This is a genomic window from uncultured Roseobacter sp. (assembly GCF_947491795.1).
Lineage (GTDB): Bacteria > Pseudomonadota > Alphaproteobacteria > Rhodobacterales > Rhodobacteraceae > Roseobacter.
Map to the genome: position 1 here is coordinate 61,034 of NZ_CANLKW010000003.1, position 16,788 is coordinate 77,821.

A 16,788-nucleotide genomic window follows, 5' to 3' on the forward strand; every position below is an offset into this window, starting at 1 on the left:
CGGCCCGCATCACCGCGCCTCCGCTTTGCTGTTCAACAGGTGACCGAAGCAGAGACAGACGCTTGCTGATATCAGCAAGATTACAGCCTGTGCTGACCCGAAGGGCGCGTCCAGATTTGAACCGCGAATGTTGGAATAGATCGCCACCGCTGTGGTTTGTTTGTCGGGCGTGGCAAAAACACTGACTGACACATAGCTGCCCAGCAAAAACACGAACAACAACAACGTTGTCCCCATCAGCGGCAGGCGGATGGCGGGTAGAGTCACTGTGCGTATGACCGTCCATCGGTTGGCCCCCATCGTTCGCGCGGCCTCTGCAAGCGATGGGTCAAGGCGCGAAAAGGCGGGATACAAAAGGATGACCGCATAGGGCCAAACGAGGTAGCTCATTGTCAGGATGGTCGCGAACCCGGAAGGTTTGAATTTCACGTTGCGCGGGTTGGCCAGGCCGATATCACGCAAGGTCTGGAACCAGCCCACATCCTTGAGCCATTGGGTAAAACCGGTCACTTGAAACAGTTTCGGAAGCCCCGAATTGTTGGACAAAAGAATGTCCCAGCCCATCACGATAAACACCTCTGACATGGAAAGGGATGCCAGAATGAATACGAGCCAAATCGCCTGAGCGCTGCGTTTAAGCCGCGTCAGGAGAAGCGTGAATGGCAAAGCGGTCAGTACCGCCAGAACGGACGCGATAACTGCAAAATAGAACGAGTTCCCCAGTTGCTGGAGATAGAGAAACGTAACTTCGTCGGGCCAGAGAACACCCACAAAGAAGCGTTGGTAGTTGTCAAAGGTAAGATCCCAGACCCAGCCTGCGCCATCCACCTTGCGGCCAAATGATATCACAATCACCAATATGAACGGGACAATACAAAATACGACCACCAGCGTGCTGAGCGCAGCGTAAAGCACCGTTTTGGGCGAAATGCGTCTTACGAGGGCCGGGCTTCTTTCTGCCGCGATCTGGATGTTTTCGGAAACCGTCATGCGGCCGTTTGCGGGTAAACCCGCAGGGTATCTGCAGGCAAATGCACAAGAGTTTTCTCACCCGCCATCAAATCCATCCCATCAGTTCCCGCATGTTCCGCAATCATCGGGCCAATGTCTGATCTCAGATGGTATTCCTTCACCGGGCCAAGGTCCCGCACGAAGCTGATTTCTGCATCAATGCAGTTCTGTCCCGGCTCGGTCACGAGACAGATACTTTCGGGCCGGATCGCCAGCCGCACGGGGCTGCCTGCCGCAAAATTGGCGGATATATCTAAGGCAAGTTTGCCAATCTGCACGCTGCCGTCACTATAGACGCCGTCAAAGAAATTCGCCTTGCCGATGAAATCCGCAACAAAGGAATTTGCCGGTCTGTGATAGATTTGCTTCGGCGGTGCGACCTGTTCGACCCGCCCGTTCGACATAACGACAATGGTGTCGGCCATTGTCATCGCTTCGCGCTGGTCATGAGTGACGACGATAGTCGTAATCCCCAGACGCTGCTGTAAAAGGCGCAATTCGACCTGCATCTCTTCACGCAGTTTGGCATCGAGGGCGGACATCGGCTCGTCCAGCAAAAACACCTTCGGTTCCTGTGCCAAAGCGCGTGCGATCGCGACGCGCTGGCGTTGCCCGCCAGAAAGCTCACCGATGCGCCTGTCCCCAAAACTGCTCAGTTGCACAGTGTCCAGCAGGGTTTGGGCCTTTTCCAACGCCTCTGGTTTCGCCGTGCCACCAATAATGAGCGAATAGGCGACATTTTCGCGGACCGTGTAATGAGGGAACAAAGCAAAGCTCTGGAAAACCATGCCAAACTTGCGTTTGTGAGCGGGGAGATCTGTAATGTCCTCGTGTCCCAGACGGATCGTTCCCCGCGTTGGGTTTTCCAGCCCCGCAAGCATACGCAAGAGCGTTGTCTTTCCACAGCCTGAGGGTCCCAGCAACGCGGTCAGCTGGCCTTCAGCAAAGGTAAGATCAGTCGTTTCAACGGCACGGGTGCTTCCAAAAGATTTGGAAACACCCGACAGGATCAGGTCTGGCATGAGCGATTAGGACTCCGCCAGCATCTTGTCCCAGCTTTCCTTGATAAAGGTTTCGTTGTCGAGATACGCCTCATAGGCCGGTTTGATGGATGGGGAGCCAGATACAAAGGCAAACTCTTCATCCGTAAGATCGGTCATTGCCTTGTCGACCAGAGGTGCGGTTCCGATTTTCCGGCTCATCAAGGCCTGCGTGGCAGGGTCAGAAGAGAAGTTCATGAACTCAGCCGCTTCGGCAGACTTTTCGGATCCGGTCGTCAGGCACCAAGAGCCGTAGTCCTGTAAATTGCCCTCTTTAGGGAAGGTCGCCTTGATCGGGAAGCCATCCGCCGCCATCAGGTTTGCGACATCCAGATAGTATTGACCGCCAATCACATCGCCGTTCTTCATGCCCTGTTCCATCTGGCTTTCTGCGTTCCACCACAGGGTCACGTTCGGCTTGAGTTCGCGGATTTTGTCCAGGATGGCCAGAATACCTTCGTTGGACATCATCGTCTCTTCACCATCAAAGAAGGTGGCCGCGGTGATATCCAGGAGGCCGGAGGAATGGACATTGCTCAGGCCAAGGGAGGCTTCAAACTTTTCGGTGTCCCAGAACTCCGTCCAGCTTCCGGGAGTTTCAACCTCGTTTGGATTGATCACCATAGACGTGAACCACGACATCGCGCCAACGCCCTGGGGACCTTCGGGACCGTCGAACACGAAATAGCTGTCCAGATTTTCAGCCTTTGGAATAGCGGAGATATCCAATGGTGCGATCAACCCTCCGATACGGCTGGCTTTGATCATCGAATCCCGGCCATAAAGCGAAATATCCGTCGGGATACTCCCCGCCGGAACAGCCTGCTGCATAGTCACCAACCAGTCTGCAGAATTTGGCTGGGTGACACTTTCTACTGTGATACCGGTTGCGGCAGTGAATTCGGGATAGACGAATTCTTTAAAGCTGTTCTCGAAATAACCGCCATAAGAGCCAACCTTCAGGCTTCGGCTTTGTGCAATAAGCGGTGTGCCGATCACCGAGCCTGCGGCAGCAAGGCCACCTATGCCTGCACCCGTTTTCAAAAGTGTACGACGATTCATTCTTGCCATCTTTTAGGCTCCCCAGTTTTGCGAAATTCCTGACCGCGCCCCACTGCGAGGGCGTCGCTCTGTTAACAAATCATTCACACTTGCAGCCGGTATCGCCAAAAAATGAGGCTCGTCCGGCCAGCGAAAAAGAAAAATGAGCGAAAAGGAGGCAAAACGACCAGGCAATGCCTGATGTTTGATCCGCACGGAAATCTCTTTCGCACACCCGGACGATTTCCTTGCGCGCAAAGTCAGGATCACGACAGCCTTGGTCAGGCTCCGGATTGCACGAGGAAAATCGCCAATGACACCTTCAGATGACGACCAGACCGCCCTTAAGATTGAACAGGCTCAGTTGCCGGTCATCGACCTGTCCGGGCTGATGAAGGATGACCCCGATGACAAAAAAGCTGTAGCCCGGGCATTGGGCGATGCAGCGCGGACATCTGGGTTCTTCTACATTACGAACCACGGCGTCCCACAGAGCCTGATCAACGACCTCTTTGCGGCGTCCAAAGAGTTCCATGAAAAGCCTCGCAGCTTCAAAATGAAATACTGGTCCGGTTTCTCGACCCACCATCGTGGTTACGTCCCACTGGAAGAAAACGGCGCGTCTTTTCCCAAACGCATTAACTTCAACGAAGCATGGGACATGTCTTATGAGGCGCCGGCTGATCATCCCGATTATCTGGCCGACTGGCGCATGACCGGTCCCAATATCTGGCCAGATATTCCCGGCTGGAAAGAAACGGTATCGACCTATTACGACGCAGTGTTCTCCCTTGGCCTCAAGCTGCTGGATGCGCTGGCGCTTGAGCTGGAAGTGGATCCAGCAGAGCTGACCCGCCACATCAATAACCCCACCTCGCAGCTGCGCCTTCTGCGCTATATTGAGAACGACATGCCCGCGACCAAGGATATGGTCGGTATCGACGCCCATTCTGATTTTGAGTGCTTCACGATCCTGCTGCAGGGCGCGCCGGGTTTGCAGGTCATGAATGCCGACGATGTATGGATCGAGGCGATGCCCATCGAAGGATGTTTCATCGTGAACATCGGGGACATTTTTGAAACATGGTCCGGTGGGCAGTTCAAATCCACCCAGCACCGTGTGAACAACATTGGGCGGGAGCGGTATTCCTTCCCGCTGTTCTTTGGGCTTGATTATCACGCGATCGTGGAACCGCTTGAAAAATTCCGTACACCGGAAACAATTGCAAAGTACCCCCCGATTAAAGCAGGCGATCACCTGATGCGAATGTCCGTCAACGCTTTTCGTTATATGGCGGACGCCCACGCCAAAGGAGAACTTGTGCCAGACTTTGAGGTGCCTGAGGAAAATCCCTTTAAACGCGTCGCAAAGGCCGCTGCGGAATGAAGCCGCATCCGGATTTCGAAGCGATCGACATACCCATGACTCTGACATTGGGCGCCTATCAACTCGACATTTTGACAAGTGCGGATGTTGAGGTTGACTTTGATGCCGTCACCCGCTCGAAATCAGTCTTGAAAGGATTGTTCGGGCCGGCATGGCCGGAAGGGCTGACCTTTGAGGACAATCTTACGGACCTGCACTGGCATCACCGCGAGTTTACCGCCAAACGCTCCTTTGCATGGGTGATCCGGGATACGTAAGGTAAATATCTTGGCTGCGCGTACCTAATTCCGGCCATCGGTACGCGCGGTGAGGGGGACGCCACCTATTGGATAGCCGACATGCCCGGCCGTCTTGCGCATCTTAAGGGTTTCGGCCCTCTCTATGAAGCGTGGCTGACGGATTTGTTGCCGCCATCCTATGCTCTCAGCCTGAATAGCAATAGTTGAAAGGGCAGGCTAAAGTTTTGGCTGTGCGGACCAAGGGGACGTTCAACGCTGGCTTCGGAAGGTCCGCTTTGAACACTTCCAAGACAATCCGTTCTTAACACAAACAGAAGGCGTTATCGGTGCTTTGACAGTGGCGGACCTGTTTCGCCGCTGTTGGCGGATCGGACAAAACGACCTGAGCACTGATTAGTCGCCGCCGTCGCCCCCACCGCTGCAGCCAATACCACCGTCATGGGGGACCTCGGGGCGCGACAGAAGTATCCAGATGGTCAAGATCAGACCGACCAAGAGCGTGCCCAAGCCCGTTTCAATGGCACCGAACCTTTCGGCTAACTGCGCAAACATTATGACGCCGATGCTTTCCCCAGGAAAGTATCCGAACAGGGCGCAGGTCCCGAAGATGAGACAGGATCCGCCGAAGAAGGTTGCCCAGATTATGTTCCATATCGGCATGGCGCGCAGGTAGCGCAGGACTTTGGCGGAAGTGTGGCATGGTGCGGTGTTTCGTGTTTGCCCGCAACGGAGCGTAGAATGCTTGAGCCTCACAAACCATAACGCGCTGACCGGCCGAGTTGGGGGTCCCACAACGGTTAGACAGCGCACAACTGCATAGCTGGTTTTGTTCTTGGCGATCACTGCTCCTTCAACAACGCAATTGCTGCTACGCATAGCCGACTTTCGTCGCGTCGCAGTATTCGGTTGCTTTGGGCTCAGACCAGCCATCCACATTCAGTCGGCATTTATCCAACGCTACGCGCGGCACCTGCCACCGGAAACGCACTGTCTATCCTTCTATCACCGCCATAACCTGCCCCAATTGCAGCGCCTGTCCGGGGGTTGCCCGGATGTCAGTGACACGGCCGGCGATCGGTGCTTCAACAACCATTTCCATTTTCATGGATTCCACAATTGCAATTGTCTGACCGGCTTCAACCACATCCTCTTCGGCCACAGTGATTTTCCACAGGCTGCCGGGAGCAGGGCTTTCTACACCAATGCAACCATCGGGGATCGCCAACTCATCGCCAATCTCCTTGACCCCATGATCTGGCGCGAAACTATCCAGCCCTTGCTCTTTCCAGCGCTGTCGCTCTGCCTCGAATGCCTTTTGTTGCGTGTTCTTGAAGCTTGCAATATCTGCCGCCTCACGCGCAAAGACCGCTTTGTGATCAGCCCACCGGAATGTCGTCTCTTCGATCTTGATGGGGTATTGTCCGTGCGGAAAGGCAAGGCGCGCCTCGATCAGCTCCTGGTCCGAGACAGGAAAAAAACGGATCTGGTCAAAGAAATTCAAAAGCCAGGGTTGTGTGTTAAACGCCTCTGTCTGTCGCCATGTGTTCCAGACCTGAATGGTTCGCCCTACCAGCTGATAGCCCCCCGGCCCTTCCATCCCGTAGATGCACATGTAGGCACCGCCGATGCCAACAGCATTTTCCGGCGTCCATGTACGGGCCGGATTGTATTTCGTGGTTACCAGCCGGTGGCGCGGGTCAATCGGCGTCGCAACAGGTGCGCCAAGATATACGTCCCCCAAACCCAGCACCAGATAGCTTGCATCATAGACGATTTGTCTGACAGCTTCTTCGTCCTCCAGCCCGTTAATACGCCGAATAAATTCGATGTTGGACGGGCACCAGGGCGCATCCGGCCGCACAAGCTCCTGATACTTTCGCATTGCCAGCTCGGCCTGAGCATCCCCCCATGACAGCGGCAGGTGGACAATACGGGACGGGACTGTGATCTCTTCAGCCGCAGGAAGCGACGCTTCGATATCTTGCAAGACCTCCAGCAGTTTCTTGCGCGGCAGTTTGCTACTGTTGTAACGGATTTGCAGCGATCGGATGCCCGGTGTCAGATCAATCAAGGGCAACTGCGCGTCTTTCACCGCTTGCATCAGCAGATGGACACGCAGGCGCAACTCAATGTCCAGCGTCATCTCGCCATATTCGACCAGCAGATTATCGTCGCCCTGCCGTCGGTAGACGACTGGCACCGGCCCGGTTTCATTGCGTCCCAGAATGGCAGAGCCCGCGCCATTGATAACTGGTGCCACAACAGGATCATTGGCGCGCGTAACCGGAAAAAAGCGAATGGTATCACCCGGCCGGAACTGACCCATTTTCCAGCGGTCCTCGGCCGCGATCACCGCAGGGCTGACAAAGCCGCCAAGGCTTGGCCCGTCCGGTCCAAGAATGATCGGCATGTCACCGGTGAAGTCAATCGCGCCCAGCGCATAGGCATTGTCATGCAGGTTAGACGGATGCAGCCCCGCTTCTCCTCCATCGCTGCGGGCCCATTCCGGCGCGGGCCCGATCAGGCGCACACCCGTCCGGTCAGAGTTGAAATGCACCTGATAGTCCGTGCCGAAAAATGTCTTGATGTCGCTGTCGAGGAAGAAATCCGGCGCGCCATGCGGGCCATAAAGCACAGAGACCTCCCAGGTCGCTGTCAGGATAACAGGCTCGAGCGGTTGCGGATCCGTGCAAGGCGTATCCCCAATGTGCAGCACGTCGCCGGTTTTGAGCGTGCCGATGGCATGGCCGCCAAACTGACCAAGACCAAAGCATGCACGCGAGCCAAGTACTTCAGCCGCATCAAAACCACCTGCGACGGCCAGATAGGAGCGCTGCCCCGGTCCCTCGATCGGACCGATGCGCAGGGTCGCGCCCTTGGGAATATCAATCACGGGGCCTGCAACAGACACATCATCCAGCGTCAGCTTCATCTTGGCGCCTGCGAGCGCAACCCGCGCGGCATTTAGAAACCGCAGCGTTGGTCCCGTCATCGTAAATTCCAGTGCCGCTGTGTCGGGGTCATTGCCCAACAGTCGGTTGGCATTGCGGAACGACACTGCATCGATCGGCCCCGAAGGTGGCACGCCCACATGCCAAAGGCCCAGGCGCCCCGGCAACTCCTGTAAGCTGGACTGCGCACCCGGTGCGAGCACCTCAATGCTGTTTGGGGTGTGGGAAAAGCTGTTAAGTGCGGTTGTTGTCACCTTACCGGACGACAAGACATCAGAAGCCGAAATCGCGCGCAGATAGTCCAGATTGGTTTCAATCCCCGTCAAGGAGGTTGCCGCGAGAGCGCTCTGCAACGCCGCAATCGCTCCATCCCGGTGCGTGCCCGTTACAATGATCTTGGCCAGCATCGGATCGTAGAACGGGCTGACATCCGTCCCCGTTTCAACCCATGTGTCGATCCGCGCGCTGTCGGGAAACGTTACTTGGGTAAGCCGCCCGGAGGCGGGACGGAAACCGGCGTGCGGTACTTCGGCATAGACGCGTACCTCGATGGCGGCCCCTTTCGGGACCAGCGGCATATCCGGCAAGACCACCTCGCCCGCTGCTTGACGGATCATCCATTCCACCAGATCAATGTCAAAGACCGCCTCAGTGACCGGATGCTCGACCTGAAGACGAGTGTTAACCTCCAGAAAGTAGAACTCTTCACGCACCGGATCATAGATGAACTCCACCGTCCCGGCAGAGGCATAGGAGACTGAGGCACAAAGCGCGGTTGCCGCGTCATGCAAAGCGTGGCGCACCTCATCTGACAACAGGGGAGCGGGTGTTTCCTCAACAACCTTCTGGTTGCGGCGTTGCAGTGAACAATCGCGTTCTCCAAGCGCGATCACGTGCCCGGCTCCATCACCAAAGATCTGAACCTCAACATGTCTCGCATCCGCGACAAAGCGCTCAAGAAACACACGCGCATCGCCAAAGCTGGCTGTGGCAGTGCGTCCAACACTCTCAAATGCCGCCTGCAACGCCGCTTCATCCTCGCAAAGCTGCATGCCGATGCCGCCGCCGCCGGCAGTGCTTTTCAGCATCACCGGATAGCCAATGCGCTCGGCTTCCTGCACCGCCTGATCAACAGTGACCAGCACATCCGTGCCCGGCAGTAACGGCACACCCGCCGCCTGCGCGAGTACCCGTGCAGTGTGCTTCATGCCAAAATCACGCAGGTGATCTGGACTTGGCCCGACAAAGGTGATGCCCGCCTCTGCCAACCGTGTGGCGAATTCTACGTTTTCGGACAGAAAGCCATAGCCTGGATGCACCGCCTGTGCGCCGGTTTCCTGACAAGCTGCAATTACCGCATCCACGTCGAGATAACTCTGCGCTGCGGGTGATGGCCCGAGACGCACAGCTTCATCCGCAAGTCGTACGGCAGGCGAAAACCGGTCTGCGTCAGACCAGACCGCGACCGAAGCGATACCCATTTTGCGCAGCGTGTTGATTATGCGCACAGCGATTTCGCCACGGTTGGCGACAAGGACTTTGGTGAACATGCCTTATCCTTTGATCACAACACGGATCGGTGTCGGATCGAAGCCGTTGCAGGGGTTGTTGATCTGTGGGCAGTTGGAGATCACGCAGAGCACATCCATCTCCGCGAACATCTCAACATGGTCACCGGGTGAAGATATGCCGTCATCCACAGTCATCGCGCCATTGGCGCTGATGGGCACATTCATGAAAAAGTTGATGTTGGCGACAATGTCGCGTTTGGTCATACCATAACGCCCGAGCTCAAGAATGAAATTCTCGCGGCAGGCGTGTTGATAGAGCGTATCGTGACCAAAGCGCACGGTATTGCTTTCGCAGGAGCAACACCCCGCGGAAGTATCATGGCGTCCCGATGTATCTGCCGTCACGCTCAGCATCACGCGTCCTTCGCAAGACATGATCTTACTGCCCGTGGTGATATAGGCGCTGCCCTGCGCCCGTAGAGTGTCTTGGCTGGAATACCGTTCGGAATAGTCATCAGCGCAGTAAAAGATCGTGTCGATTGCCTGTTGGCCAAAGGTATCTTCGATGCGTATCGTCTGGCCCTTTTTTACGATGCCGGACCAGGGTTTCTGTGCGGGGATGTCAAAACTTTGTTCCATGGGTCAACCCTCTGCCTTTGCGTTGTTTTCAAAGCCGCGTTGGGCCTCTGCCGTTGCAGTCCGGCAAAGATCATCTTCCGGCACAGGCACGGATTTGAGTTTGGTAACTTCCAAAGGCGCGGGCACTTCACCTGCGCGTGGGTCCAACGGATGTGGACAATTGGACAGCGCAATCAACAAATCCATCTCGGCGCGCAAAGCGACCCAGTCCCCTTCACCGATCATACCGGCACGCCATTCAAACTGACCCTCGGCATCCACACGGACGGGCGCAAACAGATTCAACAAAGGCATCAGGTCGCAACGATCCAACCCCAGCTTGGCGGCGGCCAGCACCATATTGTCCCGGGTGTTGCGCAGGTTTGGATCCCCATATTGCGCCACTGTCGCAGGCGTTGACCCCCCCGTCAGCGCATCATGGGCACCAGCGCTGTCTTCGACAATCGACAGCATTACGCGGCCCATGTCCGAAAAGACGACGCGGCCTTTCTTCAGTTCAGTCGTCCACTGCAGTTTGACCGTGTCAGGCAGGTTCATCCGTTCTGTCGTGTCTTTAGCCGCCCATCCAGCCAGTGATACGGCTGATACCGGGCCCTGCCGCTCAAGGCGCAGCACCTCGCCCCTGGAAAGGCGCAACGTCGTGTACCATCCGCCGGGGATGCTGCGCGACATGGCTACGGACCCCTCCTCGGGCACCGGTCCGGGGCGCGGGCTGGGCGTTGGCAGGGTCTTGGGCGAAAACTCCAATCCAACGCGCTGGTGTTCTTCGTAGCGTTGCCTGTCGGCGGCGATTTGTTCCGCTGTGCGGTGGATATGCATCTCAGGTCTCCGTTTTGGTTTCGGGTCGTCCCGCAGTTGCTGCATGAAGGGTCAGGTCGTCCCAACCCATCGCGAATTCCGATTGGAAAATCGTGTGGCCGCCCGCCTTGCGGGGGGGCCAGATCTCGATGTCTTTGGTGACAGACGCACCATAACGCTCTGCCTCTTCTGGCAAAGTCCGGGTGCGGCCCAATGCAACGACACGAGTGCCAAGTGTAAATGCCTCGCGCAGATCATGGGTTACCATCACAACCGTCATTGGCAATTCGTTCCAAAGCCGTTTCATCAAGTGGTGAATATCTGTCCGAATGCCAGGGTCCAGCGCGCCAAAGGGTTCATCCAGCAAAAGCACACGCGGCTTCATCATAAGCGCCTGCGCCAGGGCAAGGCGTTGCTGCATTCCGCCAGACAGTTGTGCTGGGTATTTGTCTTCGGATCCAGCCAACCCAACTTCGGCAATCATCTGGTGCGAGGCCTCTCGGAGGTCACGCCGCGCCGCGCCAAACAAGCGCCCCCAAATGCGTTCCGATTGCAGTTCAGGACCCAGCATCACATTCCCCAGAACAGTCAGATGCGGAAACACCGAGTATTTCTGATACACAACGCCGCGGTCCGGTCCCGGCTCTTGTGGCAAGGCAACGCCGTCCAGCAATATCGTCCCCCGTGTCACTTCTTCCTGCCCCAACAACAGTCGCAACAGGGTCGATTTTCCACAGCCCGACGGCCCGACCAACGCCACGAACGACCGGGGGGCTACATCAAAGCTGAGATTTTCCAGCACAATCTGATCGCCGTACTCCTTCCAGACGTTCTTGAGCATCAGTGCCGTCATCTGCCGCCCTCCAATTCGGACCAGGGGAACAGCCGTCGGCGCAGCCGGTCGATGGCAAAATCCGCACTGGCCGCCAGAAAGGTGATCCACGCGACATAGGGAAAAATCACGTCCATCGACAGATAACGCCGCACCAGAAAGATCCGGTATCCCAACCCACTGTCGGCTGAGATTGCCTCTGCAGCGATCAGAAACAGAAATGCGGGCCCAAGTTGCAGACGCAGACTGCTGAGCAGCCGTGGCATAACTTGTGGCAACACAATTCGCACGGCGATCAGCCAGCTTGAGGCTGACAAAGTTTCCGCCTTGACGATCTGTTCGCGTGGCAAGGCCAGAACCGTCTGCGCCAGATCGCGGATCATGATGGGTGCCACACCAATGACGATCAGCGCAATCTTGGAGGTCTCACCCAGGCCCAATGAGATAAACAGAATGGGCAGAAGCGCCAGCGGTGGCACCATCGAGATGAAATTCACGAAAGGTACCAGGAGCGCACGCAGGAACGGCAAAGTACCAACGCCGATGCCAATCATCAGCGCCAAGACCGTGGAAATCCCTAACCCCGCGCTCAATCGTTTCAGGCTGGACCACGTGTCCGACCAAAGCAGATAGTCACCCGTCCGCCGATCGGGGGTAAAGGCCATCAGATCAACCGCAGCCGCAATACTGCTGAGCGCCGGCAACAGCTTGTCGTTCGGATTTTCGGCCAGTCGAGCTGCCGATCCCAGCAGATAGACGAGGATCAGCAACACGAAAGGTGCGAACTTCAACGCCGTCGCCACAGGCGGCGACAGCTGCTGGTTGATCAGGCGCATCGGTTGGCTTTCCGTTTACAGTGCGCCGTCGGCCGCCATCTGCATATATGTGTTGTCAAAGCGGAACTTCACATTGGCCGTATCGCCCAGGATCGTGCCATCGGGCAATTCGATCCCGATTGCGTCCTGGGATGTTGCACCGGGCGTCAACAAGCCTTTATCGAACAGAAAGGCGCGCACCAGATCCATCGTCGCGCCAAGCTCGGAAGAACTGGTAAAGGCAACCGCCTCCGCTGGGTCTGGAAAGAGCCTGGTTGCAGCCATCTGCGCCTCAAACCCGGCCTGGTCCGTGCCAGAGGCCGCACCCATCGCAGCACGGGCCGCCGCGCCCTCTTGGGTATCCGAGGTCATCAAGGCAACGGTTTCGTACCAGATCCCGGCCAACGCTTGCCCAAACTTGGGATTGTCCGCCAGAACATCCGTATTAGCGACCATCAGATCAATGATCTCGCCCGAGATCTGCGAGCTATCGAAGACCTTTACCGCATCCGGCAGGGCAGCGATTTCGGACACCATGGGGTTCCACGTGACCATTGCGATCACATCGGGGGTCTGGAACGCCCCGACCATGTCGGGATCAGCTGTGTTGATCACCTTCACGTCCCGCTCAGAAAGCCCCGCGCTGTCCAGTGCGCGCGCAAGCAGGTAGTGCGAGACCGAGAACTCCACGAGATTAACGTCACGTCCGGCGATATCGGCCAATACCCCTTCGCCCTTAATGAACACAGCGTCATTTCCATCAGAGAAATCCCCAACGATCACAGCCGTTGTATCTACACCTCCGGCGGACGGGATAGACAAGCCATCCATGTTGGTGAGCGTAACCGCGTCATAACCGCCCGCCGTGTATTGGTTGATCGATTCCACGTAATCATTGAACTGCGTCACCGCGATAGAAATGCCGTACTTATCTGCCCATTTGTCGACAATCCCCGTGTCAGAAGCATACCCCCAGGGCATCCACCCCACATAAATCGACCAGGCTACTTTGAAATCTGTCTTTTCCTGCGCCCATACTGCGGGTCCAAAACTAAGCGCGCCAAGCGTTGCAAGCGCGGTGATTGTCAGTCTGCGTGTGATAGTCATTGAACTTCCCTTTCAGTTTTCAAAAAGGGAAGGTCTGCAAGACTTCGCGACCAATCCCTTGGCAGTGCGAGGTCTCCCGGGCTTTTGTCCCGCCGTGTGACTGGAAAGCATTTCTCTCCTTCCAGTTTTGGCTCTCGGACCAAACGCGTGTTGCCACGCCGGAACCCTAGCCAATAAACTCTTCTTAAAGCTTTTCCAGAACGTCCCGAGAGGCAAGCGCAGGCATGGCCAACGTACGAATTTGACCTGCGTGAAAGAAAAATGCGCAGACTTTTGGCGAGATGCCCAAAAATCGCCCGCCAGGAAAATACCGGATGCCACCAATTTGCCTCAGAAAGTGGACACGCATCTTTGTGGGCTATTTTCGCATTGCACCCTAAGTCCGCTCCCTTTGTCCCGCGGTTGCACGGTCTTCAGCACAGCCAAACATACAAAAATCAGGTGCAGGACCTATTGCCAAACCGCATGCCAGCTGTCGTCACAATTATTGCCGCAGCCCCTTTAGATTTGTGTCAGCTGCCCTTGCGGGCGCCTGCGGAAACTGAGCTCGATGCAGGCTTTGCGAGTATGGCCGTAATTATCGTGCCCATAATTAAACCGCACCTCTGCCCTGCGCCCGCCTGATGCGCGGCGAAGCCGTTGGATTTGCTAGTGGCAACACGAGATTGCGAGCAGGCAGCAGGCTGACTTTATACTCAGAAAGTCTTTGAAAACAGAAGGCGCGCGCACGCTTGTCCTCTTCTGAGTGACACCGGTCCGGAGCACGGTTTAAGGAGTGTTCCTGTTAAAGCAACGTCTCAGTACAGCCCGCGCGAATGCTCTGATCCTTGGGTCAGCCGGCGTGGCGATAACACTGCGCGGCGGAACGGGCATCCTCTTTCCGCAAAATCCCGGTGAACCCATGGCGTTGCCTGCCGATATGGTTCGGGCAGTTGGAAACAATGGATTTCGGCCGACAGTGTTGAAACACTCAAAAATTCGACTGCTGTGTTTTTATGCCACCAGTCATTTCCGCGGCCGTGTTCAAACCAAGTGCCCAATGGAACCCGTGAGAGCCTCTGACATTGCCGAAGTGGGTCTTAAACTGACCTGTATCGACGAATTTCAGGCAAAGCCTTTCACGGCAAAGTTTTTTATCGGTTTTCGCGAAAACCGGGGTTTTTCAACATAATCGGCTGGACTCAGACGTTGGCGTATCCGAAAACCTGCTTTCTTTACCTGGGGTGCCAGCCTGATAACGGTTCTGAAAGCCACACTCCAGATCACATCCCTCATCACGGCCCCAACACCAGGCGTCCTCATACCTGTGATATCTTGCTTAATTCTGTTGGCCGTTGGTGTGGCGTTGTTGTTTCCGTTGCCCGAGGAACGTCTTCTCAGAAGGTCCGTTTAAGCAGCGAAACCAAATGTAACGTGCAGACCAGCGAGGAAAAGCATACCTCACCGTTTGGAAAAATCGCATACCAGTAGAGCTGCAGCGCCACTGTGTTTGCTCATGCCGGATCGATCTTTGAAATGTATCAAACCGCAGTCCTGAATCACAATGCCGCGTCCATTGAACACGGCATTGATTTGCCAACTTTACCAGCTGTTGTAGCCGAGGAACTTGCCTGACATCTCGACCTTTACACGGTCGCCCTTTGGGTTTTCGACCCGCGTGACGGACATGTCGAAATCGATGGCTGACATGATGCCGTCACCAAACTTTTCCTGGATGATCGCCTTGAGCGTAGGTCCATATACCCCAACGATCTCGTAAAAGCGGTATATGCAGGGATCGGTCGGCACCGCCTGTTCCCAAATCTTTGTAGGGCTTTCGGCCAGAACACTTTCCGCTCCCTGTGGCAGGCCCATCACCGACACCATCAGCTTCGCTTTTTCCGGCGGAAAGGCATTCATGCCCATGGCGGCGGAATGGGTCCAGATCGGTGACATGTCGATTTTCTCAGCAATTTCCTCCCACGTCAGGCCAGCCTGTTTTTTGGCCGACAGGATCATTGCTGTGACGTCTTCTTTGGTCATCGTTTCTGTCATTGTGATTGTATCCTTCATTTTACAGTCCTAACTCTGTCAGTCCGGGGTGATCTTGTGGCCGGGCCGTGCCTTCGGGCCAGTGAAACAGGCGATCTTCAGGTGCGATCGGCACGTCGTTGATCGAGGCGTGGCGCACAGCCATGTAACCAGGGGCGTCGAATTCCCAGTTCTCGTTGCCGTGCGACCTGAACCACTGCCCGTTCCCGTCGTGCCATTCGTAGCAAAAACGCACCGCAATCCTGTCGTCGCCATGGCACCAGATTTCCTTGATCAGGCGATATCCGTTTTCGGTGGACCATTTGCGCGTCAGAAAGGCTTCTATCTCGGCACGTCCGCTCAGGAACTCCGACCGGTTGCGCCATCTGGTGTCGGGTGTGTAGGCCAAGGCCACCCGGGCCGGATCACGGCTGTTCCAGGCGTCCTCTGCCATGCGCACTTTTCTGATCGCCATGTCGTGCGAAAAAGGCGGCACTGGCGGGCGCGGTGTCTGCTCGGTCACGAAATCAAACCTCTACAGCGCGCAACAGCGGCGCAGGCTCGGGGTCGTCGGTTCCGGCCTCACCGGTCAGATCAATACGCACGGTTTCCGGGCTGTTGGGGCCATCCGCTTTACCGGACAGTTCCGCCGAGCGTTGCGCAAGAAAATGTACCAGATGGTTTCGAATGGCGTAATAATTCGGATGTTCGACGATGTCGTTGCGCACGCGCGGGCGGGGGATTGTGATCTCGACATTCTCGGCCACCTGCGCCATCGGGCCATTTGTCATCAGCAGAATACGGTCCGCCAGCAGGATGGCCTCGTCGATGTCATGGGTGATCATAAAAACGGTCTGGTCAGTATCGCTCCAGACCTTGATCAGTTCTTCCTGGATCGTTCCGCGCGTCAGCGCGTCCAACGCACCAAAAGGTTCATCAAGCAGCAGCAGCTTGGGCTCATTGGCAAAGGCGCGCGCAATGGACACACGCTGGCGCATGCCGCCCGATAACTGGCTGGGCTTGCGGTGAATGGCGTCACCGGTCAGACCGACCTTGGCCAGAAAGGCGGTCGAATGCTCGATCACCCGCGCCTTGCCCCATTGTGGAAACCGGGCTGCAACGCCAAAAGTCACGTTCCTGAGCGCGCTGAGCCACGGCAGCAGCGAATAGTTCTGGAACACCACACCCCGGTCCAGACTGGGCCCCGACACTTCGAAGCCGTCCATTTTTACAACGCCACTGGTGGGCTCTGAAAGACCCGCCAGAATGTTCATGATGGTGGATTTGCCGCAGCCAGAATGGCCAAGGATGCAAACGAATTCGCCTTTTTCGATGCCAAAGCTGGCATCCTTAAAGACGGTGAATTCGTTCCCCTACCCGTCCGGGTATCGCTGGGTGAGTTGCTCA

14 protein-coding genes, 1 pseudogene and 1 riboswitch are annotated in these 16,788 nt (G+C 56.3%); of the genes and pseudogenes, 3 read left to right on the forward strand and 12 right to left on the reverse strand.

Translation table 11 applies throughout. The annotated features are described in order from the left end of the window. Nucleotides 1–9: 9 nt before the first annotated feature. The 3 genes from Q1A34_RS12310 to Q1A34_RS12320 are packed head-to-tail and all read right to left on the reverse strand — an operon-like array spanning nt 10 to nt 3,113. Nucleotides 10–990, reverse strand: a complete 981-nt coding sequence (locus tag Q1A34_RS12310; protein ID WP_300034278.1) for a hypothetical protein — start codon at nt 988–990, stop codon at nt 10–12. Next, nucleotides 987–2,033, reverse strand: a complete 1,047-nt coding sequence (locus tag Q1A34_RS12315) for an ABC transporter ATP-binding protein (RefSeq protein WP_300034281.1) — start codon at nt 2,031–2,033, stop codon at nt 987–989. Before Q1A34_RS12315 ends, Q1A34_RS12310 begins: the two co-directional genes overlap by 4 nt. Nucleotides 2,034–2,039: 6 nt before the next feature. After that, nucleotides 2,040–3,113, reverse strand: coding sequence for an extracellular solute-binding protein (locus Q1A34_RS12320; protein ID WP_300034284.1), 1,074 nt, complete (start codon nt 3,111–3,113; stop codon nt 2,040–2,042). Between the two features lie 292 nt (nt 3,114–3,405). Here Q1A34_RS12320 and Q1A34_RS12325 point away from each other — a divergent pair, with 292 nt between their 5' ends. Both Q1A34_RS12325 and Q1A34_RS12330 read left to right on the forward strand, forming a co-directional pair. Continuing rightward, nucleotides 3,406–4,479 carry a 2-oxoglutarate and iron-dependent oxygenase domain-containing protein gene (locus Q1A34_RS12325; protein ID WP_300034287.1) on the forward strand — a complete coding sequence of 358 codons (1,074 nt, stop codon included), beginning with the start codon at nt 3,406–3,408 and terminating at the stop codon, nt 4,477–4,479. Beyond that, nucleotides 4,476–4,736 carry a hypothetical protein gene (locus Q1A34_RS12330; protein WP_300034290.1) on the forward strand — a complete coding sequence of 87 codons (261 nt, stop codon included), beginning with the start codon at nt 4,476–4,478 and terminating at the stop codon, nt 4,734–4,736. The genes Q1A34_RS12325 and Q1A34_RS12330 overlap by 4 nt, the downstream gene beginning before the upstream one ends. Before the next feature lie 973 nt (nt 4,737–5,709). Here the strand turns inward: Q1A34_RS12330 and Q1A34_RS12335 are convergent. Genes Q1A34_RS12335 through Q1A34_RS12360 form a run of 6 tightly spaced genes read right to left on the reverse strand, consistent with a single transcriptional unit; the run spans nt 5,710 to nt 13,371 of the window. Further along, nucleotides 5,710–9,219, reverse strand: coding sequence for a 5-oxoprolinase/urea amidolyase family protein (locus tag Q1A34_RS12335; RefSeq protein ID WP_300034293.1), 3,510 nt, complete (start codon nt 9,217–9,219; stop codon nt 5,710–5,712). Nucleotides 9,220–9,222: 3 nt separating this feature from the next. Next, nucleotides 9,223–9,819: an urea amidolyase associated protein UAAP2 gene (locus Q1A34_RS12340; protein WP_300034296.1), complete on the reverse strand. Its 597-nt coding sequence runs from the start codon at nt 9,817–9,819 to the stop codon at nt 9,223–9,225. A gap of 3 nt (nt 9,820–9,822) precedes the next feature. Further along, nucleotides 9,823–10,638 (reverse strand): urea amidolyase associated protein UAAP1, encoded by an 816-nt coding sequence (locus Q1A34_RS12345; protein WP_300034299.1) that lies wholly within the window; start codon nt 10,636–10,638, stop codon nt 9,823–9,825. 1 nt (nt 10,639) lies between these two features. Beyond that, complete coding sequence (locus tag Q1A34_RS12350) at nt 10,640–11,470, reverse strand: ABC transporter ATP-binding protein (protein ID WP_300034302.1); 831 nt, start codon at nt 11,468–11,470, stop codon at nt 10,640–10,642. After that, entirely contained in the window at nt 11,467–12,285 is an 819-nt protein-coding gene (locus Q1A34_RS12355) for an ABC transporter permease (protein WP_300034305.1), read from the reverse strand. Before Q1A34_RS12355 ends, Q1A34_RS12350 begins: the two co-directional genes overlap by 4 nt. A 15-nt stretch (nt 12,286–12,300) precedes the next feature. Beyond that, nucleotides 12,301–13,371 (reverse strand): putative urea ABC transporter substrate-binding protein, encoded by a 1,071-nt coding sequence (locus Q1A34_RS12360; protein ID WP_300034309.1) that lies wholly within the window; start codon nt 13,369–13,371, stop codon nt 12,301–12,303. Between the two features lie 71 nt (nt 13,372–13,442). Further along, nucleotides 13,443–13,552, reverse strand: a riboswitch (guanidine-I (ykkC/yxkD leader). 660 nt (nt 13,553–14,212) lie between these two features. On the opposite strand from Q1A34_RS12360, the gene Q1A34_RS12365 reads away from it, so the two are divergent. Continuing rightward, nucleotides 14,213–14,542, forward strand: coding sequence for a hypothetical protein (locus tag Q1A34_RS12365; protein WP_300034312.1), 330 nt, complete (start codon nt 14,213–14,215; stop codon nt 14,540–14,542). 410 nt (nt 14,543–14,952) lie between these two features. Here the strand turns inward: Q1A34_RS12365 and cynS are convergent, their stop codons facing one another. From cynS to Q1A34_RS12380, 3 genes and pseudogenes are all read right to left on the reverse strand, one after another. Further along, nucleotides 14,953–15,423, reverse strand: a complete 471-nt coding sequence (gene cynS / locus Q1A34_RS12370; RefSeq protein ID WP_300034315.1) for a cyanase — start codon at nt 15,421–15,423, stop codon at nt 14,953–14,955. Nucleotide 15,424: 1 nt separating this feature from the next. Next, nucleotides 15,425–15,904 carry a nuclear transport factor 2 family protein gene (locus Q1A34_RS12375; RefSeq protein WP_300034318.1) on the reverse strand — a complete coding sequence of 160 codons (480 nt, stop codon included), beginning with the start codon at nt 15,902–15,904 and terminating at the stop codon, nt 15,425–15,427. A gap of 4 nt (nt 15,905–15,908) precedes the next feature. Beyond that, nucleotides 15,909–16,721, reverse strand: a pseudogene (locus tag Q1A34_RS12380) (ABC transporter ATP-binding protein); the annotation flags it as partial. Between the last annotated feature and the right edge of the window lie 67 nt (nt 16,722–16,788).

Excerpts from the sequence above, each read along its gene's own strand:
- Q1A34_RS12310 (WP_300034278.1), bottom strand. The coding sequence starts at position 990 with ATGACGGTTTCCGAAAACATCCAGATCGCGGCAGAAAGAAGCCCGGCC.
- Q1A34_RS12345 (WP_300034299.1), bottom strand. The coding sequence starts at position 10,638 with ATGCATATCCACCGCACAGCGGAACAAATCGCCGCCGACAGGCAACGC.
- Q1A34_RS12330 (WP_300034290.1), top strand. The coding sequence starts at position 4,476 with ATGAAGCCGCATCCGGATTTCGAAGCGATCGACATACCCATGACTCTG.
- Q1A34_RS12325 (WP_300034287.1), top strand. The coding sequence starts at position 3,406 with ATGACACCTTCAGATGACGACCAGACCGCCCTTAAGATTGAACAGGCT.
- Q1A34_RS12350 (WP_300034302.1), bottom strand. The coding sequence starts at position 11,470 with ATGACGGCACTGATGCTCAAGAACGTCTGGAAGGAGTACGGCGATCAG.
- Q1A34_RS12335 (WP_300034293.1), bottom strand. The coding sequence starts at position 9,219 with ATGTTCACCAAAGTCCTTGTCGCCAACCGTGGCGAAATCGCTGTGCGC.
- cynS (WP_300034315.1), bottom strand. The coding sequence starts at position 15,423 with ATGAAGGATACAATCACAATGACAGAAACGATGACCAAAGAAGACGTC.
- Q1A34_RS12360 (WP_300034309.1), bottom strand. The coding sequence starts at position 13,371 with ATGACTATCACACGCAGACTGACAATCACCGCGCTTGCAACGCTTGGC.
- Q1A34_RS12320 (WP_300034284.1), bottom strand. The coding sequence starts at position 3,113 with ATGAATCGTCGTACACTTTTGAAAACGGGTGCAGGCATAGGTGGCCTT.
- Q1A34_RS12340 (WP_300034296.1), bottom strand. The coding sequence starts at position 9,819 with ATGGAACAAAGTTTTGACATCCCCGCACAGAAACCCTGGTCCGGCATC.
- Q1A34_RS12355 (WP_300034305.1), bottom strand. The coding sequence starts at position 12,285 with ATGCGCCTGATCAACCAGCAGCTGTCGCCGCCTGTGGCGACGGCGTTG.
- Q1A34_RS12315 (WP_300034281.1), bottom strand. The coding sequence starts at position 2,033 with ATGCCAGACCTGATCCTGTCGGGTGTTTCCAAATCTTTTGGAAGCACC.